At 69.1% G+C, this 16,828-nt stretch carries 18 protein-coding genes and 1 pseudogene; 8 read left to right on the top strand and 11 right to left on the bottom strand.

Annotated features, from left to right (window positions below; translation table 11 throughout):
• Window positions 1–26 precede the first annotated feature (26 nt).
• Window positions 27–197, top strand: a pseudogene (locus ABD369_RS30880) (IS630 family transposase); the annotation flags it as partial.
• Window positions 198–231: 34 nt separating this feature from the next.
• Here the strand turns inward: ABD369_RS30880 and ABD369_RS30885 are convergent.
• Window positions 232–975: an SDR family oxidoreductase gene (locus tag ABD369_RS30885; RefSeq protein WP_344639883.1), complete on the bottom strand. Its 744-nt coding sequence runs from the start codon at window positions 973–975 to the stop codon at window positions 232–234.
• Between the two features lie 99 nt (window positions 976–1,074).
• Between ABD369_RS30885 and ABD369_RS30890 the strand changes: the two genes are divergently transcribed.
• Window positions 1,075–1,977, top strand: coding sequence for a LysR family transcriptional regulator (locus ABD369_RS30890; RefSeq protein WP_344639884.1), 903 nt, complete (start codon window positions 1,075–1,077; stop codon window positions 1,975–1,977).
• 244 nt (window positions 1,978–2,221) lie between these two features.
• Here the strand turns inward: ABD369_RS30890 and ABD369_RS30895 are convergent, their stop codons facing one another.
• Window positions 2,222–2,824, bottom strand: coding sequence for a DUF4291 domain-containing protein (locus ABD369_RS30895; RefSeq protein ID WP_344639885.1), 603 nt, complete (start codon window positions 2,822–2,824; stop codon window positions 2,222–2,224).
• Window positions 2,825–3,520: 696 nt separating this feature from the next.
• Here ABD369_RS30895 and ABD369_RS30900 point away from each other — a divergent pair.
• The 3 genes from ABD369_RS30900 (at window position 3,521) to ABD369_RS30910 (ending at window position 5,626) form a co-directional block, all read left to right on the top strand.
• Window positions 3,521–4,102, top strand: coding sequence for a hypothetical protein (locus ABD369_RS30900; RefSeq protein WP_344639886.1), 582 nt, complete (start codon window positions 3,521–3,523; stop codon window positions 4,100–4,102).
• Window positions 4,103–4,167: 65 nt separating this feature from the next.
• Window positions 4,168–4,860 (top strand): hypothetical protein, encoded by a 693-nt coding sequence (locus ABD369_RS30905; RefSeq protein WP_344639887.1) that lies wholly within the window; start codon window positions 4,168–4,170, stop codon window positions 4,858–4,860.
• The gene (locus ABD369_RS30910; RefSeq protein WP_344639888.1) at window positions 4,838–5,626 is read left to right on the top strand and encodes a DUF2785 domain-containing protein; all 789 of its coding nucleotides are present in this window, start codon (window positions 4,838–4,840) and stop codon (window positions 5,624–5,626) included. Before ABD369_RS30905 ends, ABD369_RS30910 begins: the two co-directional genes overlap by 23 nt.
• A 76-nt stretch (window positions 5,627–5,702) precedes the next feature.
• On the opposite strand, the gene ABD369_RS30915 is transcribed toward ABD369_RS30910, so the two are convergent.
• The 5 genes from ABD369_RS30915 to ABD369_RS30935 form a co-directional block, all read right to left on the bottom strand.
• Entirely contained in the window at window positions 5,703–7,148 is a 1,446-nt protein-coding gene (locus tag ABD369_RS30915; protein WP_344639889.1) for a glyceraldehyde-3-phosphate dehydrogenase, read from the bottom strand.
• Window positions 7,149–7,425: 277 nt separating this feature from the next.
• Window positions 7,426–9,201, bottom strand: a complete 1,776-nt coding sequence (locus tag ABD369_RS30920; RefSeq protein ID WP_344639890.1) for an ABC transporter ATP-binding protein — start codon at window positions 9,199–9,201, stop codon at window positions 7,426–7,428.
• Between the two features lie 112 nt (window positions 9,202–9,313).
• On the bottom strand, window positions 9,314–10,474 hold the full coding sequence (locus ABD369_RS30925; RefSeq protein WP_344639891.1) for a cupin domain-containing protein: 1,161 nt from the start codon (window positions 10,472–10,474) through the stop codon (window positions 9,314–9,316).
• A 225-nt stretch (window positions 10,475–10,699) separates the two neighbouring features.
• Window positions 10,700–10,861, bottom strand: a complete 162-nt coding sequence (locus ABD369_RS30930) for a hypothetical protein (protein ID WP_344639892.1) — start codon at window positions 10,859–10,861, stop codon at window positions 10,700–10,702.
• A gap of 172 nt (window positions 10,862–11,033) precedes the next feature.
• Window positions 11,034–12,119, bottom strand: a complete 1,086-nt coding sequence (locus ABD369_RS30935) for a transposase domain-containing protein (RefSeq protein WP_344639893.1) — start codon at window positions 12,117–12,119, stop codon at window positions 11,034–11,036.
• Between the two features lie 663 nt (window positions 12,120–12,782).
• On the opposite strand from ABD369_RS30935, the gene ABD369_RS30940 reads away from it, so the two are divergent.
• Window positions 12,783–13,904 (top strand): serine hydrolase domain-containing protein, encoded by a 1,122-nt coding sequence (locus ABD369_RS30940; RefSeq protein ID WP_344639944.1) that lies wholly within the window; start codon window positions 12,783–12,785, stop codon window positions 13,902–13,904.
• A 118-nt stretch (window positions 13,905–14,022) separates the two neighbouring features.
• Here the strand turns inward: ABD369_RS30940 and ABD369_RS30945 are convergent, their stop codons facing one another.
• From ABD369_RS30945 to ABD369_RS30960, 4 genes are read right to left on the bottom strand one after another with little or no spacing between them, the layout of a single operon-like run.
• Window positions 14,023–14,244, bottom strand: coding sequence for a hypothetical protein (locus tag ABD369_RS30945; RefSeq protein WP_344639894.1), 222 nt, complete (start codon window positions 14,242–14,244; stop codon window positions 14,023–14,025).
• Window positions 14,241–14,465 carry a hypothetical protein gene (locus ABD369_RS30950; protein WP_344639895.1) on the bottom strand — a complete coding sequence of 75 codons (225 nt, stop codon included), beginning with the start codon at window positions 14,463–14,465 and terminating at the stop codon, window positions 14,241–14,243. The genes ABD369_RS30945 and ABD369_RS30950 overlap by 4 nt, the downstream gene beginning before the upstream one ends.
• Window positions 14,462–14,677, bottom strand: coding sequence for a hypothetical protein (locus ABD369_RS30955; protein WP_344639896.1), 216 nt, complete (start codon window positions 14,675–14,677; stop codon window positions 14,462–14,464). Before ABD369_RS30955 ends, ABD369_RS30950 begins: the two co-directional genes overlap by 4 nt.
• 38 nt (window positions 14,678–14,715) lie before the next feature.
• The gene (locus tag ABD369_RS30960; protein WP_344639897.1) at window positions 14,716–15,105 is read right to left on the bottom strand and encodes an ATP-binding protein; all 390 of its coding nucleotides are present in this window, start codon (window positions 15,103–15,105) and stop codon (window positions 14,716–14,718) included.
• A gap of 311 nt (window positions 15,106–15,416) precedes the next feature.
• On the opposite strand from ABD369_RS30960, the gene ABD369_RS30965 reads away from it, so the two are divergent.
• Complete coding sequence (locus tag ABD369_RS30965) at window positions 15,417–16,280, top strand: helix-turn-helix domain-containing protein (RefSeq protein ID WP_344639898.1); 864 nt, start codon at window positions 15,417–15,419, stop codon at window positions 16,278–16,280.
• On the top strand, window positions 16,273–16,476 hold the full coding sequence (locus tag ABD369_RS30970) for a DUF397 domain-containing protein (protein WP_344639899.1): 204 nt from the start codon (window positions 16,273–16,275) through the stop codon (window positions 16,474–16,476). The genes ABD369_RS30965 and ABD369_RS30970 overlap by 8 nt, the downstream gene beginning before the upstream one ends.
• Window positions 16,477–16,828 lie beyond the last annotated feature (352 nt).

The raw sequence follows: 16,828 nt of genomic DNA on the forward strand, positions 1-16,828 counted from the left end.
TGATGCTGCTGGCGTCGGCCGGCGGGAACCGCCACCCCAACCACACGACTCAGACCCGGGCCCTGCACGCCTACCTGCGCTGGCGCGACGCCAACGCCCGCCACCGCGACGTCCTGGCCGCCGAACGCAAGGAACGCGCCCGCATCCGCAGCGAGAAGAGCATCCGCTGGGGCGGACGCCCCCTCGCGACCGCGGCCCGAACGACCCGGCGAACCCATGCGGTCAGAGCACCTAGAGTTGCGAACCTCCTCCGTCGACAGGGAACTCCGCTCCCGTCGTGAAGGTCGCACCGAACGCCAAGTACGCCACCGCGGCGGCCACTTCCTCGGACGCCCCCAGCCGCTGCATCGGGATCACGCTCCGGTAGGTGTCCTCCATCATCTCGACGACGTCGGCAGGCAAGGAGCGGTTCAGGATGCCCGTGTCGATCGGCCCGGGGCTCACGGCATTGACGCGCACCTTGCGTGGCAGCAGCTCACGGGCCAGGGTGCGCGTCATCGACCGCAGGGCTGCCTTGCTCGCCGAGTAGACACTGAGCGCGTCCAGGCCCAGGACGTTCACCACCGACGTGGTGAGGACCACGCCGCTTCCCTCGCGCAACAGCGGCGCCAACGCCTGCACCGTGAAGTACGGGCCCTTGGTGTTGACGCCGAACAGCGCGTCGTACATCTCCTCCGTCGTTGCCTCGAACGGCGCGGACGCAGTGACGCCGGCGTTGACGAACAGCGCGTCCACCATGCCGAACCGCTCCTGGACCGTGCCGGCCAGCGCCTTGATGTCCTTCAGGGACGCGGCATCGCTGCAGACGGCGATCGCCTTGTCCCCCAACTGCTCCAGCGCGGCGTCCAGGGTGGATCGGGTACGGCCGGTGATCAGTACGTGCGCCCCACCGTCCACGAACAACCGGGCCGCGGCCAGGCCGATACCGCTGCTCCCGCCCGTGATCACGATCTTCTTGCCGTCATAAGTGGTCATGTCCTCAAGTCAAATATCCACCCGCACACCCTGTCCAAGACCTGTTCCGCATGCCGTCATGTCCCAGGCGTATGACGGCGCACGACGTACCCTGGGCGGATGGACCTCGACCTGCGACTCGTGCGCTACTTCACGGTCGTGGCGGAGTGCGGCAACTTCGGCCGGGCCGCCACCAGGCTCCACCTGGCGCAGCCGTCGCTGAGCCGTCAGATCCAGCGGCTGGAGGCTCAGCTCGGTGTCCGGCTGTTCGACCGCTCGCCGCAAGGCAGCAGCCTCACCGACGCCGGTCAGGCCTTCCTTCCCGGGGCCCGGATACTGCTCCAGGAGGCCGAGCAAGCCGCGCACACGGCCAGAGCCGCCGTCCAGCCCCGTACCATCACCGTCGGTTGCGCCGAAGGACTGGTCATCACCGCCTGTGTGCAGGAACTGCGCCGCCGGCACCCTGACGGCCAGTTCCGCACCAGGCACCTCGACTGGCGGGACGCACACGCCCTCGCCGAGGGGCGGGTCGACGCCCTCGTCGCGTACCGGCCCCTGCCCTTGCCCACGGCCGGCTTCCGGGTGACCAAACTCCATGAGGAGTCGCGGGTACTGGTCACGTCGGCAAGTCATCATCTGGCGAACGAGAAAACCGTCAGCCTGCGGGCCCTGTCGGACGAGGAACTGGTCGCCTGCGCCAGCACTCCGGTCCTCTGGGGCACGCCCAAGCCCGTCGGCGACCGCCCGGCACCACCCCCGCCCGCGATCGACGACAGCTACGAGGACAAGCTGGAACTCATCGCCACCGGCCACTGTGTCGCGATCTTCCCTGCAGGCGATCGACGCGCTGCTGTGCGCGAGGACATCGCCCTGGTGCCCGTCATCGACATCGATCCCTGCGAGCTCGTGCTCGTCACCCGCGCTGACGACCCCAACCCGCTGGTCGGATCGCTGGAAGACGTCGCACGTACATTGCTCGGCACAGCCTCCCGACGGGAGAACGACGAACTGCCGGTCAACTGAACCCATTGCCTCTGCGATGTGTTCCAGATGGCTGTCGCCGCGCTGCACAGTCCTGACGCACCGAACTGGTGCTGCCCCGGCGCACGATCCGCTGCAGCTTCTGCCCCTCCTGGTCAGTCAGTCGGCGCACACGGACAGGCTCGTCCACCGCAGCACCTCCAGCAGTCGGATCGGACGTCAGCGCACGTCCAACCGCCACCACGGTCAACCCGGCGAACCTATGCGGTCAGGGCACTGGGCCCGGTCAGCCGGTGGCGGTGATCCGGGCGGCCAGGCGGGCGGGAAGCGGGTAGGGGGTTTCGGCGGCGAGCCTGGCGTCGGCCTCGGCCGTCCGGCCCGCGCGGACCAGGGCATGGGCCTGGTGAGCCAGGGCGGTCACATCGGTGATGCCGAGGATCCACTCGTCGACATAGCGATCGACGGCCTCGCCGGACAGCCCGATCTGGATGGCCCGGTGGGGCAGCGCGGCGAGCTCGGTCGAGCGCTCGGGATCCCACTGGATGCGCACGGGACTGGCGGCCAGCTCCTCCTTCCAGGCGGCGGCCGAGGAGTGCACGTCGCGGTCGTAGTGGCTCAGGCAGGAGTGGGCCAGGGCCCATTCGAAGCCCTCCCGGCTGATCCGGACGGCCAGTACCCGTTCCTGCCCGGCCTTGACGCCCCAGCCGGAGCGGTACATCATCCAGCGGAAGGACGGCTTGATCCAGGTCATCCGCTCACGCTTGAACGGCGGCACGAAGGTGCCCGCCGCGAGCGCGGCCTCGGCGATCGGGGCGGGGTACGCCTGGTAGACGGTGAGGCCGTGCTCGTCGTGGGCGGCTCGGATCTGCCGGAGCAGTGGTTCGGTCATCGGTACTCCAGGATGGTCGGTTCGGTGGTCGGACGCCCGTTCTCGCTGCCGCCGGGAGAGCGCCCGCCGGCCTTCCCGGCCGGCGACAGGGGGTTGGGAGTTCTCGGCACCCGACGGAACGATGGCGCTTTCCCGAATGCCCTTCCGCAGTCCGGACGACCGGATTCCAGCCGGCGGTTCTCCGTGCGCGTCCAGTCTTCGTTCACATACGGACGGAGCACGGTCTCGACGGGGAAATCCCGGTTCGACACCTGGCCGATCGAGGTTTCTCCACGCTCGCCGATCGCAGCCCGACAGCTCCTTCGGCCCAGCCCATCCCCTGGGTGACGTGGCATTTTCGGGGCGAGGCCCGGTGGGTGCGGCCGGCTCTGCGAGGCGGGTCACGGAACGAAGGACCTACGCCTTCCGGTCGTCACATCCCGATCCCCTTGCGCCGTCCGGGCCGTGACAAGGGAACCGTCGAGACTGTCGGGACGTCAAGTGAATTACTTTTCAACGAACATGCGTCCGCGAGCAATCGGACCCGGCGCGGCAACTCACGGACGACCTCCGCTTTGTCGAGTCGCTGACCGGTCGCCGCCCGGTGGGCCAGATTATGAACATGCCAGGCACCACCAACCCCGTGCGGACCAGGTGCCGGCCAGCTACCGCCGGGGCAGTCGACCAAGATCACGCCGCGCCCTTATGCTGCCGCCCATGTCCACCAGCACAGCCCCCACCTTGCTCTTCGTGATCGGCCCGGCCGCCGTCGGGAAAATGACCATCGGCAGCGCCATAGCCGAACGCACCGGACTCAAGCTCTTCCACAACCACCTGACCATCGAGCCGCTGCTCCGGCTCTTCACCTACGAGTCACCGCAGTTCCAGCGCCTCAACCACGGCTTCCGCGAACAGATCTTCGCCGAAGCCGCCGCCAGCGACCTGCCTGGCCTGGTCTTTACTCTCGTCTGGGACTTCGACGACCCCGAGGACGCCGCCCTCGTCGAGCGCTACTCGGCCCCGTTCCGCGCGCGCGGCTCACGCGTGCTGTTCCTGGAGCTCTGCGCCGACCAGAGCGTCCGGCTGGAACGCAACTCCGGCGAGTCCCGTCTCGCGGAGAAGCCGTCCAAGCGTGACCTGGAATGGTCCAATCGCAACCTGGTCGGCATGGATGCCAAGTACCGGCTGAACTCGATCGACGACTTCGCCCACATCCCCGAATCGCACCTGCTGATCGACAACACGCACCTCGAACCCGACCAGGTCGCCCAGCGGGCCATCGAGTACTTCGGGCTCTGATCACATGCGCGAGTTCGCGGACAACATCGATACGGCGCACCGGGGTTCGACGGCGACGAGGCACAATGGGCAACTACACGGACTACACAGCCACCGGCATGGACGAGGAGGACGCGCTGTTCCTCGCCGAACGCGATCGGGTCGACACCCCGCCCGCGCCGACGGACGCGCCCACGCCCGGCTTCAGCCGATTCCTGGTGGAGATCGACGGATCGGCCGAGGAGTACACCGAGCGGCTGCGCTCGCTGCTCGGCGCGGCACTGGACCGGGCGGTGGCCGCGATGGACCTCGACCACCTCGACGATCCCGACTCCCTGGAGCTCGACCTGACGGTACGTCATGTCCCGGAGTGGTTCGCGGCGCTCTGCACCCACTCGGGCACCGAGCAGCCGGCCCCCGACTTCGCCCGGGCCGGCGCCGCCCGGTTCACCGCCGCCGGCCACGGCTCCGGTTGGCGCCTGAGCGGCTGGCTGGAGCGGTTCGACTGGGACAGCACCTTCCGCACCTGGGAGTGGTGGGACATCACCCGCACCGACGAGCGCACCCTGAGCATCTGGGTGAACGCCCACGGCGAGGACTTCTTCGCCTGCGACGACCTGCGCTGGGCCGCCTACACCTCCGGAGCCGTCAAGGTCACCGGGCCCGTGCTGGTGGACGCGGCCGAGTGGCGGGCGCAGCGCGGCCGAGCAGGAAGTGGGTGGCCGCCGGCAGCGGCCCCCGGTAGCCTCTCCGCCCATGGACGCATCGGAGAGCCGTGACGGCGACATCAGCACGCTTTTCGGACCGTCCCGGGTCGCGGCTCTCGACGCGCTCATCGCGGACCTCCGCTCCCCTGACCCCGTGCTGCGCGACGAGCGGGCCTATTCCAGGGCCACGCGCTGGATTCCCGCCCTCGACTCGGCGGAGCGGCAGTACCTGGGTGACCGCATGGCCGCGCGGTTCAGCGACCCTGCCGTGGCGGCCCGCGCCTTCGCTCCGCTGGTCCTGGCCCGGATCGTCGAGGCGGGCGACTGGAAGCAGGAGTGGTGGAGCGCCTTCGCCGACTGGTACCCGGCCGAGGCGGACCTGCGCGGCCATGACCCGGTCCTCGGCTGGCTGCACGCCGTCGCCCACGGCGCCGACCTGCTGGCCGCGCTCTCCCGGCATCCTGGCCAAGACCCCGTGCCACTGGCCGAGTTGGCGGTTGCGCGGCTGCTGGCCGCCACGGACCATCTCTTCGACGCCCAGGAGGACGACCGGCTGGCCCTCGCCCTCGCCCGGATCCTGAGCCACCCGGACCTCACCGCCGCCCAGTCGGCGCGATGGACGGACCCCGTCGCCGCGGCGTTCCGGACCGGAGAGCCGGGCCCGGTTCCGGCCTGGGCCTCCAACACCATGCGAACCCTGCGCATGCTCTACGTCCTGGTCGACCGCGGCCTGCGCGCCCCTGCCCCGGACGGCCCGCCTCGCACGGCCACCCACCGCGAGGCCGTCCTCGGCGCCCTCGCCGACACCCTCGCGGTCGTCGCCCCCTACACCGCATGACGTCAACGGTGAAGGCGTCCCGAAAGGTACGGGCCGTCCCGCCCGCCGGGAAGGCGGACAGGACGGCCCGCCGGGATCAGACCGCCGGGGCCGGGTAGGTCGGGTACTCCACCCCGGAGACGTGCTGGACGACCCGGATGACCTGGCACGAGTAGCCGAACTCGTTATCGTACCACAGGTAGAGGATCGCGTTGTCGCCCTCGACCTTGGTGGCGCCGGCGTCGACGATCGAGGCGTGGCGCGAGCCGATGAAGTCGCTGGAGACCGCGTCGGGGGCCGTGATGAAGTCGATCTGGCGCTTGAGCGGCGAGGTCAGCGACACGTTGCGGAGGTAGTCGAGGACCTCCTCGCGCGTGGTCTCGCGGGCGAGCTGCAGGTTGAGGATCGCGATCGAGACGTCCGGCACCGGGACGCGGATCGAGCTACCGGTGATCTTCGCGTCGAGGTCGGGCAGCGCCTTGGCCACGGCGGAGGCCGCACCGGTCTCGGTGATGACCATGTTGAGCGGTGCCGAGCGGCCGCGACGGTCGGAGCTGTGGTAGTTGTCCAGCAGGTTCTGGTCGTTGGTGAACGAGTGGACGGTCTCCACGTGGCCGCGCAGCACGCCGTACTCGTCCGCCATCGCCTTCAGCGGCGGGACGATCGCGTTGGTGGTGCAGGACGCGCAGGACAGGATCTGCTCGTCCGGCTTGATCGTGTCGTGGTTGACGCCGTGGACGATGTTGGGGACGTCGCCCTTGCCCGGCGCGGTCAGCACCACCTTGGCGATGCCGGGGCGGAGGTGCTTGGACAGGCCCTCGCGGTCGCGCCACCGGCCGGTGTTGTCGATCAGGATGGCGTCGTTGATGCCGTACGCCGTGTAGTCCACCGTGGTCGGGTCGTCGGAGTAGATGACCTTGATCTCGGTGCCGTTGGCGATGATCTTGTCGTTCGCCTCGTCGACGGTGATGGTGCCCTGGAACTGGCCGTGGATCGAGTCGCGCCGCAGCAGCGAGGCGCGCTTCACGATGTCTTCGCCCTTGCCCTTGCGCACGACGATGGCGCGCAGGCGCAGACCGGTGCCCGAACCGGCCTTCTCGATCAGCAGGCGGGCCAGGAGCCGGCCGATGCGGCCGAAGCCGTACAGGACGACGTCGCGGCCCTCGCGGCGCTCCTGCTTGTTGGCGCCCGTGGCGCCGGCGACGGCCTCGGCGGTGAACTCCGCCACGGAGAGGCCGCGGTCGTCGGTCCGGTACATCGCGGCGAGCATGCCGATGTCGATCTGGGAAGGGCCGAGATCGAGCGTGGTGAGAGCGGTCAGGAACGGCAGCGTCTCGGTGACCGAGAGCTCCTCACCGGCGATCTGGCGAGCGAATCGGTGGGTCTTCAGAATGCTGACCACCGACTTGTTGACCAAGGAGCGGCTGTGCAGCAGGACGGTGACGTCCCGCTCCCGGTGCAGCCTTCCGATGATCGGAATCATCGACTCCGCGATCTCCTCGCGGTTCTTCCAGTCCGTGAACACGTCGTCGTTGACAGTCACAAGTCCATCTTTCGAGCTAGAGGCGGTACTCACATGCTAGCTTTCGGCCATTTCGACCACGCGAGCGGCCCCGCCCGCACGCCCGGCTCCCCGCCGTACCGGCCCCGGCCCGCCCGGGCACACGGCGCCGGACGCCGGGCGCGCCGCGATCGATGAGGGCCATCGGCGTACCCGCCAGGTCGGGTTCGTTCCGGCAGGGTTGTGCCGGGCAGCCCCCGGTGTGCACTCGTTCCTGCGTGCCCCGCCTCCCGTCTGCGCCGCGCCCGGTCCGCAGGGGTCAGGTGTCCGCGGTGGCGGTCCGGGACGCGGCGTTGATCAGGCGGGTGTAGTGACCCCCGCTGGCCAGGAGGCCGGCGTGCGTGCCGTGCTCCACGATGCGGCCGCGATCGAGGACGATGATCTGGTCCGCGTTGCGGATCGTCGACAGCCGGTGGGCGATGGTGATCGTGGTGCGCCCCCGGGAGAGCGTCTCCAGTGCCTGCTGGACGGCCAGTTCGGTCTGGGTGTCCAGGGCGCTGGTCGCTTCGTCCAGGACGAGCACCCGGGGGTTGCGGAGCATGGTCCGCGCGATCGCCAGGCGCTGTTTCTCGCCGCCCGAGAACCGGTATCCGCGCTCGCCCACGATGGTGTCGTAGCCGTCCGGCAACCCCTCGATGAGGGTGTGGATCTGTGCGGCCTTGGCGGCGGCGACGATCTCCGCCTCGGTCGCGCCGGGCTTCGCGAAGCGCAGGTTGTCGGTGATCGTGGTGTGGAAGAGGTGGGTGTCCTGCGAGACCACGCCCACGGTGTCGGACAGGGTGGCGAAGTCGAGGTCGCGGATGTCGGTCCCGTCGATCGTGATGCGGCCCCGCGTCACGTCGTAGAGGCGCGGGACGAGGTAGCCGAGGGTCGTCTTCCCCGCTCCGGTGGCCCCGACCACGGCCAGGTGGCTGCCCGCCGGGAGATCGAGGCTGATGTCCGACAGCACCTGCGCCGAAGGGCCGTAGGCGAAGCCGACGTCCTCGAACCGCACGTGGCCCGCCGGGTGGGCGATCGATTTCGGCTGCTCGGGCTCGGGGACGTCGACGGGAAGGTCCAGGTACTCGAAGACCCGGTCGAAGAGAGCCAGCGAGCCCTGGACGGCGATCCCGGTCTGCAGCAGCGACACCACCGGGCTGAACAGGCCCTGCTGCAGCGTGGTGAAGGCGATCAGGGTGCCGACCGAGATCGTCGGGCGGCCGTGCTCGCCGAACACGCCGGCCGACCAGTAGATGGCGATCGGCATGGCCGCCATGATGATCGAGATCGTCGACTGCCGCCACCTTCCGGCCATCGAGGAGCGCACCGACAGATCGGTGATGGCACTGGAGTGGCCGGCGAACTCGCGGTTGAGCGTCCCGGTCCGGCCCATGGTCCGGGCCAGCAGGAATCCGCTGACGGACAGGGACTCCTCGATCAGTGCGGTCACGACCGCCAGGAGCTCCTGCCGCCTCGTGGTCAGCTCCCGGCGCTCGGCGCCGACCTTGCGGCTGATCCAGATGAACAGCGGGAGCATGGCCAGCGAGAGCAGCGTCAGCTTCCAGTCGAGCGCCGTCATGGCGACCAGGCTGGCCGCCAGGGTCGTCACGCTGGAGACGACCGAGGTCGCCGTTCCGGTGACGGTCGCCTGCATCGCCCCGATGTCATTGGCGATCCGGGACTGCACCTCTCCGGTCCGGGTCGTGGTGAAGAAGGCGAGGGACATCCGTTGCAGATGCGTGTAGACCGCGTTGCGGAGGTCCTCCATGACCCGCTGGCCCAGGCGGACGGAGAGGTAGGTCTGCAGAACGCTGAGCGCCGTCGCCAGCACCACCAGGGCGAACATCGCGGCGGACAGCGCCGTCAGAAGTCCCGCCCTCCCCTGCGGCAGAGCCACGTCCAGGATCGCCCGCAGCAGGAACGGCGGCACCAGCGCCAGCAGCGCCGAGACGACCACCAGCGACAGCACCGCCAGTAGTTGTCCCCGGTGGGGGGAGAACAGGCCGGCGATTCTGCGCAACGGCGGGCGGTGGCGGTCTGCCTCGGGCGTGGCCATGGTGTTCTACCTTCGGTGGCTGGAAATCACGCAGTGCTGCGCAGCCGGTCGGCGCCGGCTGCGCAGCACGAGGTGGGTGTCTTCGGCGAGGGGCCCAGGGCCTGCCGGCGGGTCAGCTGACGGTGAGGAAGCCCTCGCGCAGCAGGGTCCGCACCAGCACCAGGCGGCCCGGGGCGTCCAGGTCACCGGGGATGGACTCGGCCGTGAGCGGCTCGGCGCTGCGGTCCACCAGGTGGGCGACCTCCTCGGCGACGTGCACCGGCAGCTGCACGGTCTTGTTGTGGAAGTCCAGCCGGACGGATTCGTCGTCCGTGGTGAGCTGCCACTTCAGGTCGGGGCGCCTGCGCACCGGCGTCCGGAGGTCGATGCCGTCCGCCGCCTCGAGGTCGGTCAGGTGGTGGCGCAGCGGCGGCGCGCTGATCGAGACCGCCGTCTTCACGGCTTCCCGCACGGCCTGGTGGACGTCGGTCCTGGCGACGACCTCCTGGAGCAGCTCGGCGAGGGTCTCCTCGGCCTGGCGCTGCAGCGACTCGTCCGAGGCGAAGCCGATCGGCAGACCGGCGCGGAACCGGACGTCCTCGGTGACGATCTTGGCAATGGCCTCGTGCAGGAGAGCGGGCCACAGCACCGGGTGGATTCCCAGGGTGATGTGCAGCGAGGCCGTGTCCGTGGAGGTGGCGGCGTGCACCGTGCCGCGCGGCAGGTAGAGCAGGCTTCCCGGCTGCAGGTCGATCGTCCGATCCACCTCGGGAGCGGTCGTGGAGTGGTGGTCGTAGGGCCGGTCCTGCGTGGGCAGCTCGTAATCGGACTTGTACAGCCGCCACTGCTTGGTCCCATGGATCTGAAGGATGATCACATCATGGGTGTCGTAGTGCGGATTGAAGCCGCGGGCGCTGCCACCCGGCGTGAGGTAGACGTTCGCCTGGATCCGCGCGCTGAGCTCGGTGCTCAGCGCGGCGGACAGCCGGGCTATCGGTGCCCAGCGGCGCTCGAGTGCGTTGAGCACGAGGGTCGAGCCGGTGCGGTAGCGCTCGTAGAGCACCTCGAGCGCGGTGGTCTTCCCGTTCCGCCCCCGCCCGGAACCGAGTTCCGCGACCGGCGTCTCCTTGCCCTCGACCACCACGCGGATGCAGTCGAGCCCGGGACCGGAGAGGAGCAGCAGCTGGTCCACGTCGTCCAGGGTCAGAATGCCGGAATAGAAATCCTGGTCGTTCCGTTCGACCAGCAGCGGTTTCTTCTCCCAGAATTCCTGCTTGAATTCCTCCGGGGCCACCGGGTTGATAAGGCGCGTGAGATCAAGGAGCGGCCGCGCGACGGGCGCAGCGTCTTCTCGATCCGTAAGAATCGTCATGACTTCCGAGTCTCCCTACGGAATGCTTTGCACTGGACCGACCGGAATGCGGCCGGCCGGCACGGCGGGTCCGCGGGTCGATGACCCGCGGACCCGCCGGCCGCGTTGCCGCCGTCAGCTCACCGGCCGCGGCAGTGGACCGACGAATCAGTCCTTGTCGTCGACGTGGGTGGTGAAGCTGTCCCAACCACCGCTGTCGTTGCTGTTGTTGTCATCCAGCGGGCCGCGGCTCGTGTCGTGCATCGGGCGCACGGCGCCCGCCGCCGGACGGACGACGACGATGTCGGCGGCGTCAAGGCTCTTCGCCATCGTTTTCTCCCTTCGTCAGAATTCCTCGGATGGCGCACGTTTCGCGCACCACTGGCCCGGGAAGCAAGTCCCGAACCCCGGCGAGGGATCGCCCTTTGCGATCGGTTCGGATTCAAGCACGTCACTCACCGGTGGGCAACGCATTTCAAACGCTTCCTTAAGCGCCGGTCAATCAGCTGCATTTCGCCGGGAATGTCTCCTCGCCGTGCCCGGCCGTGCCGCCCGCGATCGGAGCGACGACGAGCAGCCGCAGCGCCTGGTAGCAGCAGAGCATGCCCCACAACTCCTGGCGCACCAGCTCCGGCGAGCGCGAACGGAACGGCGACCGGAGGTCCGGACGGGACCGGGTGAGCAGTTGGAAGACCGTCTCGGTGCGGAACCGCTCCAGGTGGGCCCGGACCAGCTCCTGGGCGGGCAGCACGTCCGGATCGACCACGGTGGTGGCGAGCCGGTGGGTCACCGGACTCGCTCCGCCCTCGGATGCCGAGCTGAACTCGACCACCCTGAGCGGCGGTTGGCCGGCACCGTCGCCCAGGACGGCCAGACAGCTGCCGTCCGCCAGGATGGACAGCGGCGTCCAGACCTCGGAAGCCGCCAGCCGCCAGGCCGCGTCGGCGCCGGCGGAGCGGATCTCGTGCAGAAGGTCCGCCGCCGGAAGGTCCGGGTCGACGAGGACCAGCAGCGGGCCCGGAGTCCGCCCCAGCAGGCTCCGCACCATGCCGCTCTGTTCGGTGCCGGCACCTTCGAAGGCGGCACCCAGCACCGCGCGGCTGGCGTTGTCGCCGAGCATCAGCAGCCGCCCCTGGGGCACCTCCTGATCCGGCGGGACGTCGAACGCGTGCCGGTTGTCGAAAGTGTCGGGCAGGGCCAGCAGCGCCCCGGTGAGCGAGCAGATCCGGCGCCCCGCCCGCACGGGACCGTCGGAGCCGCTCGGCGCGCCGGCCTGCTCCGGCGAGAGCTCGAAGAGCCGGTGCAGGGCCTCGTCCCCCAGTCGTGCCCTGGCCTTCGCTATCGACCCGTCACTCGGGATCTTGATGAACGGCGGCACGGCCGCCCGGGTCCACCGCAGTGCCGTCGCCAGCTTCTCCAGCACTCCCACGTAACCCAGCTGCGGCCAGACGGCCATGGCGATGACGAAGTACGTCACCAGCCGGGCCGGAAGTGCGCGACGTCTGACCTCCTTGCTCCCTACGTCCTCGACGGCGGAGTCGACGAGCTCCGGTGGAAAAATACTGACAATCAGTCCGATGACCGCCATGTCGGCCACGTTCACGCCACAGCCCCCGTTGTGCGTTCAGTGTTCTGACTCCTGCAGCATGGCGCTGCCTAAGGAAGCATCACTCAACGGAGGCAATCTTGGAAGTCTCGGGCTGCACACGGTCCGTGACGGTGCGTTCGGACCGACCCGACCAGGGCCGTTGGGCGGCGCTCGCCAGGGCAGCTGGGACCAGAGGTCGCAGTTGTGCTCCCTGGCGAGAGGTGTCGAAGTCACCGAACTCGTACGCGTGGACCGGAAAGTACTGGCCCATCAGGCGGTCGCCGGCCAGGGTCCGGCAGGACCAGATCCGGTCGGTGGCGACAGCGAGGGAGTCAGGTCGACACGCGGCCCGGCGACGAGTCCGCGAGCCGTGGCGGCAGGCGAGGCTACCGGCCGGTCAGGGTCGGGGCGAGCGGTGGTTCTGCCGGATCAGGCGGGAGGGGTCACTCTGATATGCCCTCAGGGATCGGTGGGGGTCTTGTCGGGGGTGTTCCCTGATGAGTCGTGCACCGGTCGTGCGGCACCGTCGTGGGCATGACTTCCAGGCCCTGTTCTTCCGGCACCAGGACGACTACGACGAAGGTCCGGCCCAGACGGGTGCCGGTGGCGACGCTCGCTTGCGCGGTTCTCACCGCGGTGGCACTGGGCACGGCCGTCCCGGCGATGGCGGCTCCTGCTGCGCGGTCTGTGGCGGCTGCCGAGCGCGCCAGTGGCCGGTTGCCGGACCTGGACCCGCAGATCTTGCAGCGGGCACTCTCGAGTGCGCCTGACCGGGTCACGGGGGTGCTGGCGCGAGTGAGCGGTCCGGACGGCCGCTGGGCCGGCACGTACGGGACCGGTGACATTGCGACCGGGGCACTGGTTCCGGTCGACGGCCGGTTCCGTCTCGGCAGCGTCACCAAGACCTTCATCGCCACCGTGGTGCTGCAGCTCGCCGCCGAACACCGCGTCGACCTCGACCAGCCCGTTCAGCGGTGCCTGCCGAACGTACTGCGCGGCGGCTACCCGCCGATCCCGGTCCGCACCCTGCTCAACTTCACCAGCAGCCTTCCCGAACTGACACCGGACGACCTGCCCACCACCCCGGACGGCATCGTCGAGCACCGCTTCGACGACCACCCGCTGGCGGAACTGGTCGCGAAAGCGGTCCGCCACGACCGCCCCTTCCAGGAGCCCGGCTCCATGCAGGTCTACGGAGCCACCGGCTACTACGTCGCCGCCATGCTCGTCGAGAACCTCACCGGGCACACCTACCAGCAGGAGATCACCAACCGGATCCTGCGGCCGCTCAACCTGCGTGACACCACCGCTCCGGAAACCGACACCACCATCCCCGGCCCCCACTCCCACGGCTACATCGCCGTCCCCCAGCCGGACGGCGGAACGCGGCTGGTCGACATCACCGAACAGAACCCGGGCGCCGGCGGCATGATCTCCACCACGGCCGACCTCGACCGCTTCCTGACCGCCCTCTTCCGAGGACGGCTCCTGCCGCCGGCCGAGCAGGCGGAGCTGTTCACCGTCCCCGACGTCCCCTACCTCGGCGGCTCCGACAGCGACCCGGGTCACGGCCGCGCCTACTACGGCGCCGGACTGATGCGCGCGACCCTGCCCGACGGAGTGACCGTGTGGGGCAAGACCGGAAGCACCTTCGGCTACACCGACGGCATGTTCGCCACCCGCGATCTGCGTCGGCGCCTGGTGTACTCCTTCAACCCCACCAACGGGGGAGGGAACGATCTCGCCTTGGTCAACCGGATCCTCTCCGCGACCTTCGCCTCATGAGAAGAAACACGGCACACGACCGACAAGGCGACGGCGCTTGATCCCGCGCGCCGAACCTTAGGCCGATTGCCGTGCCGCCGAGCCGAGTTGGGGGGATCGGCTCGGCCGCTCGGCGCGGTCAGATGGGTATGCCCCGGGCCGGATCCAGGTGTTCAGGTGCGGCTACGGGTTCGAGTACGGCTTCGGAGCGGCTCGGTGGGGGCGGCGGGGCCGCAATGCACTCGTCGGGCCCGGGCATCCTGAGCGTCGCGATGACGCCGAGGGCCACGATCGCGAGCGCGAGCGCGAGGAGGACCGCGAAGGCCGCGCCGACGGGGAAGTCGGCCGCACCGGATCTCATCGGCGGACTCCGATGACACGGTGGCCGAGGTGGGCGGCGAGGCCGTGGAGGAGTTTCTCGGACTGCTCCCGGGTGAGGGCGAACGCGAGCTGCTCGCCGGGGCTGACGTGGATGTCGAGGTCGACGGCCGCACGGACCTGGACTGCCGCATCGGGAACGGCCTCGACGTCGAGGTAGGCGACGGTGCTCCGTTCGACCTGCGTCGCATTGAAGGGGATCACGACTCCCACGCTTCGCCCCCTTCTTCCGCATCCCGGAGGAGGTCGAGGAGGTTGAGCACGGTGCTGACGGAGGCGTTGCCGAAGTTGACGAGAATGTGGTTGTTGACGACGCCGTTGGTACTGGCGGAGCCCCAGAGGATGCCGAACGGGCGTCCTCGCTCATGGAGTTCACGGAGCAGTTCGGTGACCTGGAAGTCGGTGTAGTCGCGCATCCGGGGGTCATTCGGCGCGATCGGCTCGCGGCGGGGGCTCACGCGGCGGCGTCCAGCTCGAACCAGACCGCCTTGCCTCCGCGCTTGCGCGGGGCGGCACCGAAGCGGTGGGTGAGCGAGCGGACGAGGTGCAGGCCTCTGCCGGAGAGCTCGTAGGGATCGGCGGAGGCACGCTGTTCGGGCAGGTCGGGGCTGTTGTCGGCGACGGAGACCCGGAGCGTGCGGTCCGCGAGGAGCACGACGACCACGACGGGCGCGGGACTGCCGCCGTGCTTCCACGCGTTGACGAAGAGCTCGTGGAGGGCGAGTTCGGCATCGCGGATCAGGTCGTCGGGCCACCCGGCGGCGGCCATGAGGTCGCGCAACTCCTCGCGGGCGGTGGACCAGTCGGGCGGCTCGGGCGCCTTGGGCGGGGTGAAGGTACACATGAGGGAACCTCCGTGAGGCTGTGATGTGGGTTTCGACCACCGGCGGATGCGTCGCCGTGAGCCAGGCCAGGACGGGACTGGTTGATGCCACGTGTGGCTGCTCTGCGGTGCGAGGGCAGCAGGCGCCTACTGCCCTGGTGACAGGCGTTACTGACGATCCGTTGGATCGATGTGACATTGACCATAGCGCAGCCCGACTTCAATTGAAGGCAGCCTCTGGAAAGTTCCCTCTTCCGTGGCAGCGCCCGAGATCGTTGGACCCATGCTCAAGGCACGCGGCAGACTGTTCCCACGCCCACCGAGAGGACACCATGCCGCTTCGTCGCGATCCGACCCTGCGTCAACGCCGACTGGGCGCAGAGATGCGGAAGATGAGAGAGCAAGCCGGACTCGGCGGCAGTCAGCTCGCCCGCGCTCTCGGGCTGAACCCCACCCAGGTGACGCAGATGGAAGCCGGAAAGATCGGCGTCAGCGCCGAACGGCTTCGCACGGTTGCCGCAGCCTGCATGTGTGACAATCAGCCCCTCATCGACGCCCTCGCCGGCATGGCCACGGAGCGAGTGAAGGGCTGGTGGGAGGAGTATCGAGGAGTCCTTTCGACGGACCCTCTTGAGGTGGCCGAGATCGAAGGCCACGCGACGAGGATCACCACCTTCACCATCGCCTTCATTCCGGGGCTGCTTCAGACGAGCTCCTACGCCGCTTCAGTGTTCGCAAAAGGCTACCCGCGTCTTCCCCAGCATGAGGTTGACCTCAGGACGACGTTCCGCCTACGGAGGCAGCAGATCGTCCGGTCCGGTGAAACGCCATACTCGGCGTTCATCCACGAGGCAGCGCTACGCATTCAGTACGGCGGGCCGGGAGTACTCAGCGAACAACTCGGCTCCCTCGTCGAAGACTCCGAACACCCAGGAATCTCCGTACGAGTCGTGCCGTTCGACACCGTCGACTTCCCCGGCCCCAGCGAGAATCTCACCTATGCCGCGGGGCCGGTGCCAGAGCTGGACACAGTTCAGGCTGACTCGTCTCATGGCTCCCACCTCTTCGACTCCCCGGCCCATCTGGCAAGCTACCGCGCGATCCTTGAGCGCATCGCAGCCGTCGCTCTACCAGAAGACGAGTCACGAGACTTCATCCGCTGCATCATGAAAGAAATGAAGGACAGGCATGACTAGCTTCGAGTGGCAGAAGTCCAGCTACAGCGCTGCGAATAACAACTGCGTCGAGGTGCGCACGGTCAACGGACTGGTCGAACTCCGCGAGTCCGACGACGGCGAGATCATCGTCCGCACCACCCCCGCCAAGTTCGCCAAGTTCCTCCAGGGCGCCAAAGCAGGCGAGTTCGACCACCACGGCGACTTCGCCAGCTGACCCGAAACGGCCCCTCGCTCCGCTCGCTGAGCAAGGGGCCGCTTCAAGGACGCACGGGGCCTGGACTACAGCCCGGCGGCCGGGGTCGGTTGGTAGTCCAGTTGTAGATCGTGATCTTGCCGGTGCGGCGCTGCAGTGACGACGCGTCACGCTCTCACATGTCGGGCATGCAGAGCCTGGTCTATACGCCCCGTCCGTCGATTGGAGGCCCTTGTCGTCCGTCGCACGGGGTGCGCTCTGCCGCATGGGTGGATTCGGTACGCCGTCCGACGGGTGATCAGGTGGCGCTCAGGCTGCGGTGGCGCCCGAACGCGGACAGTGGGCCGCGCGGCAGACGTCGCGACGGGTTGCG

Origin of the sequence: Kitasatospora cystarginea (assembly GCF_039533515.1) — a bacterium.
Classification (GTDB): Bacteria; Actinomycetota; Actinomycetes; order Streptomycetales; family Streptomycetaceae; genus Kitasatospora; species Kitasatospora cystarginea.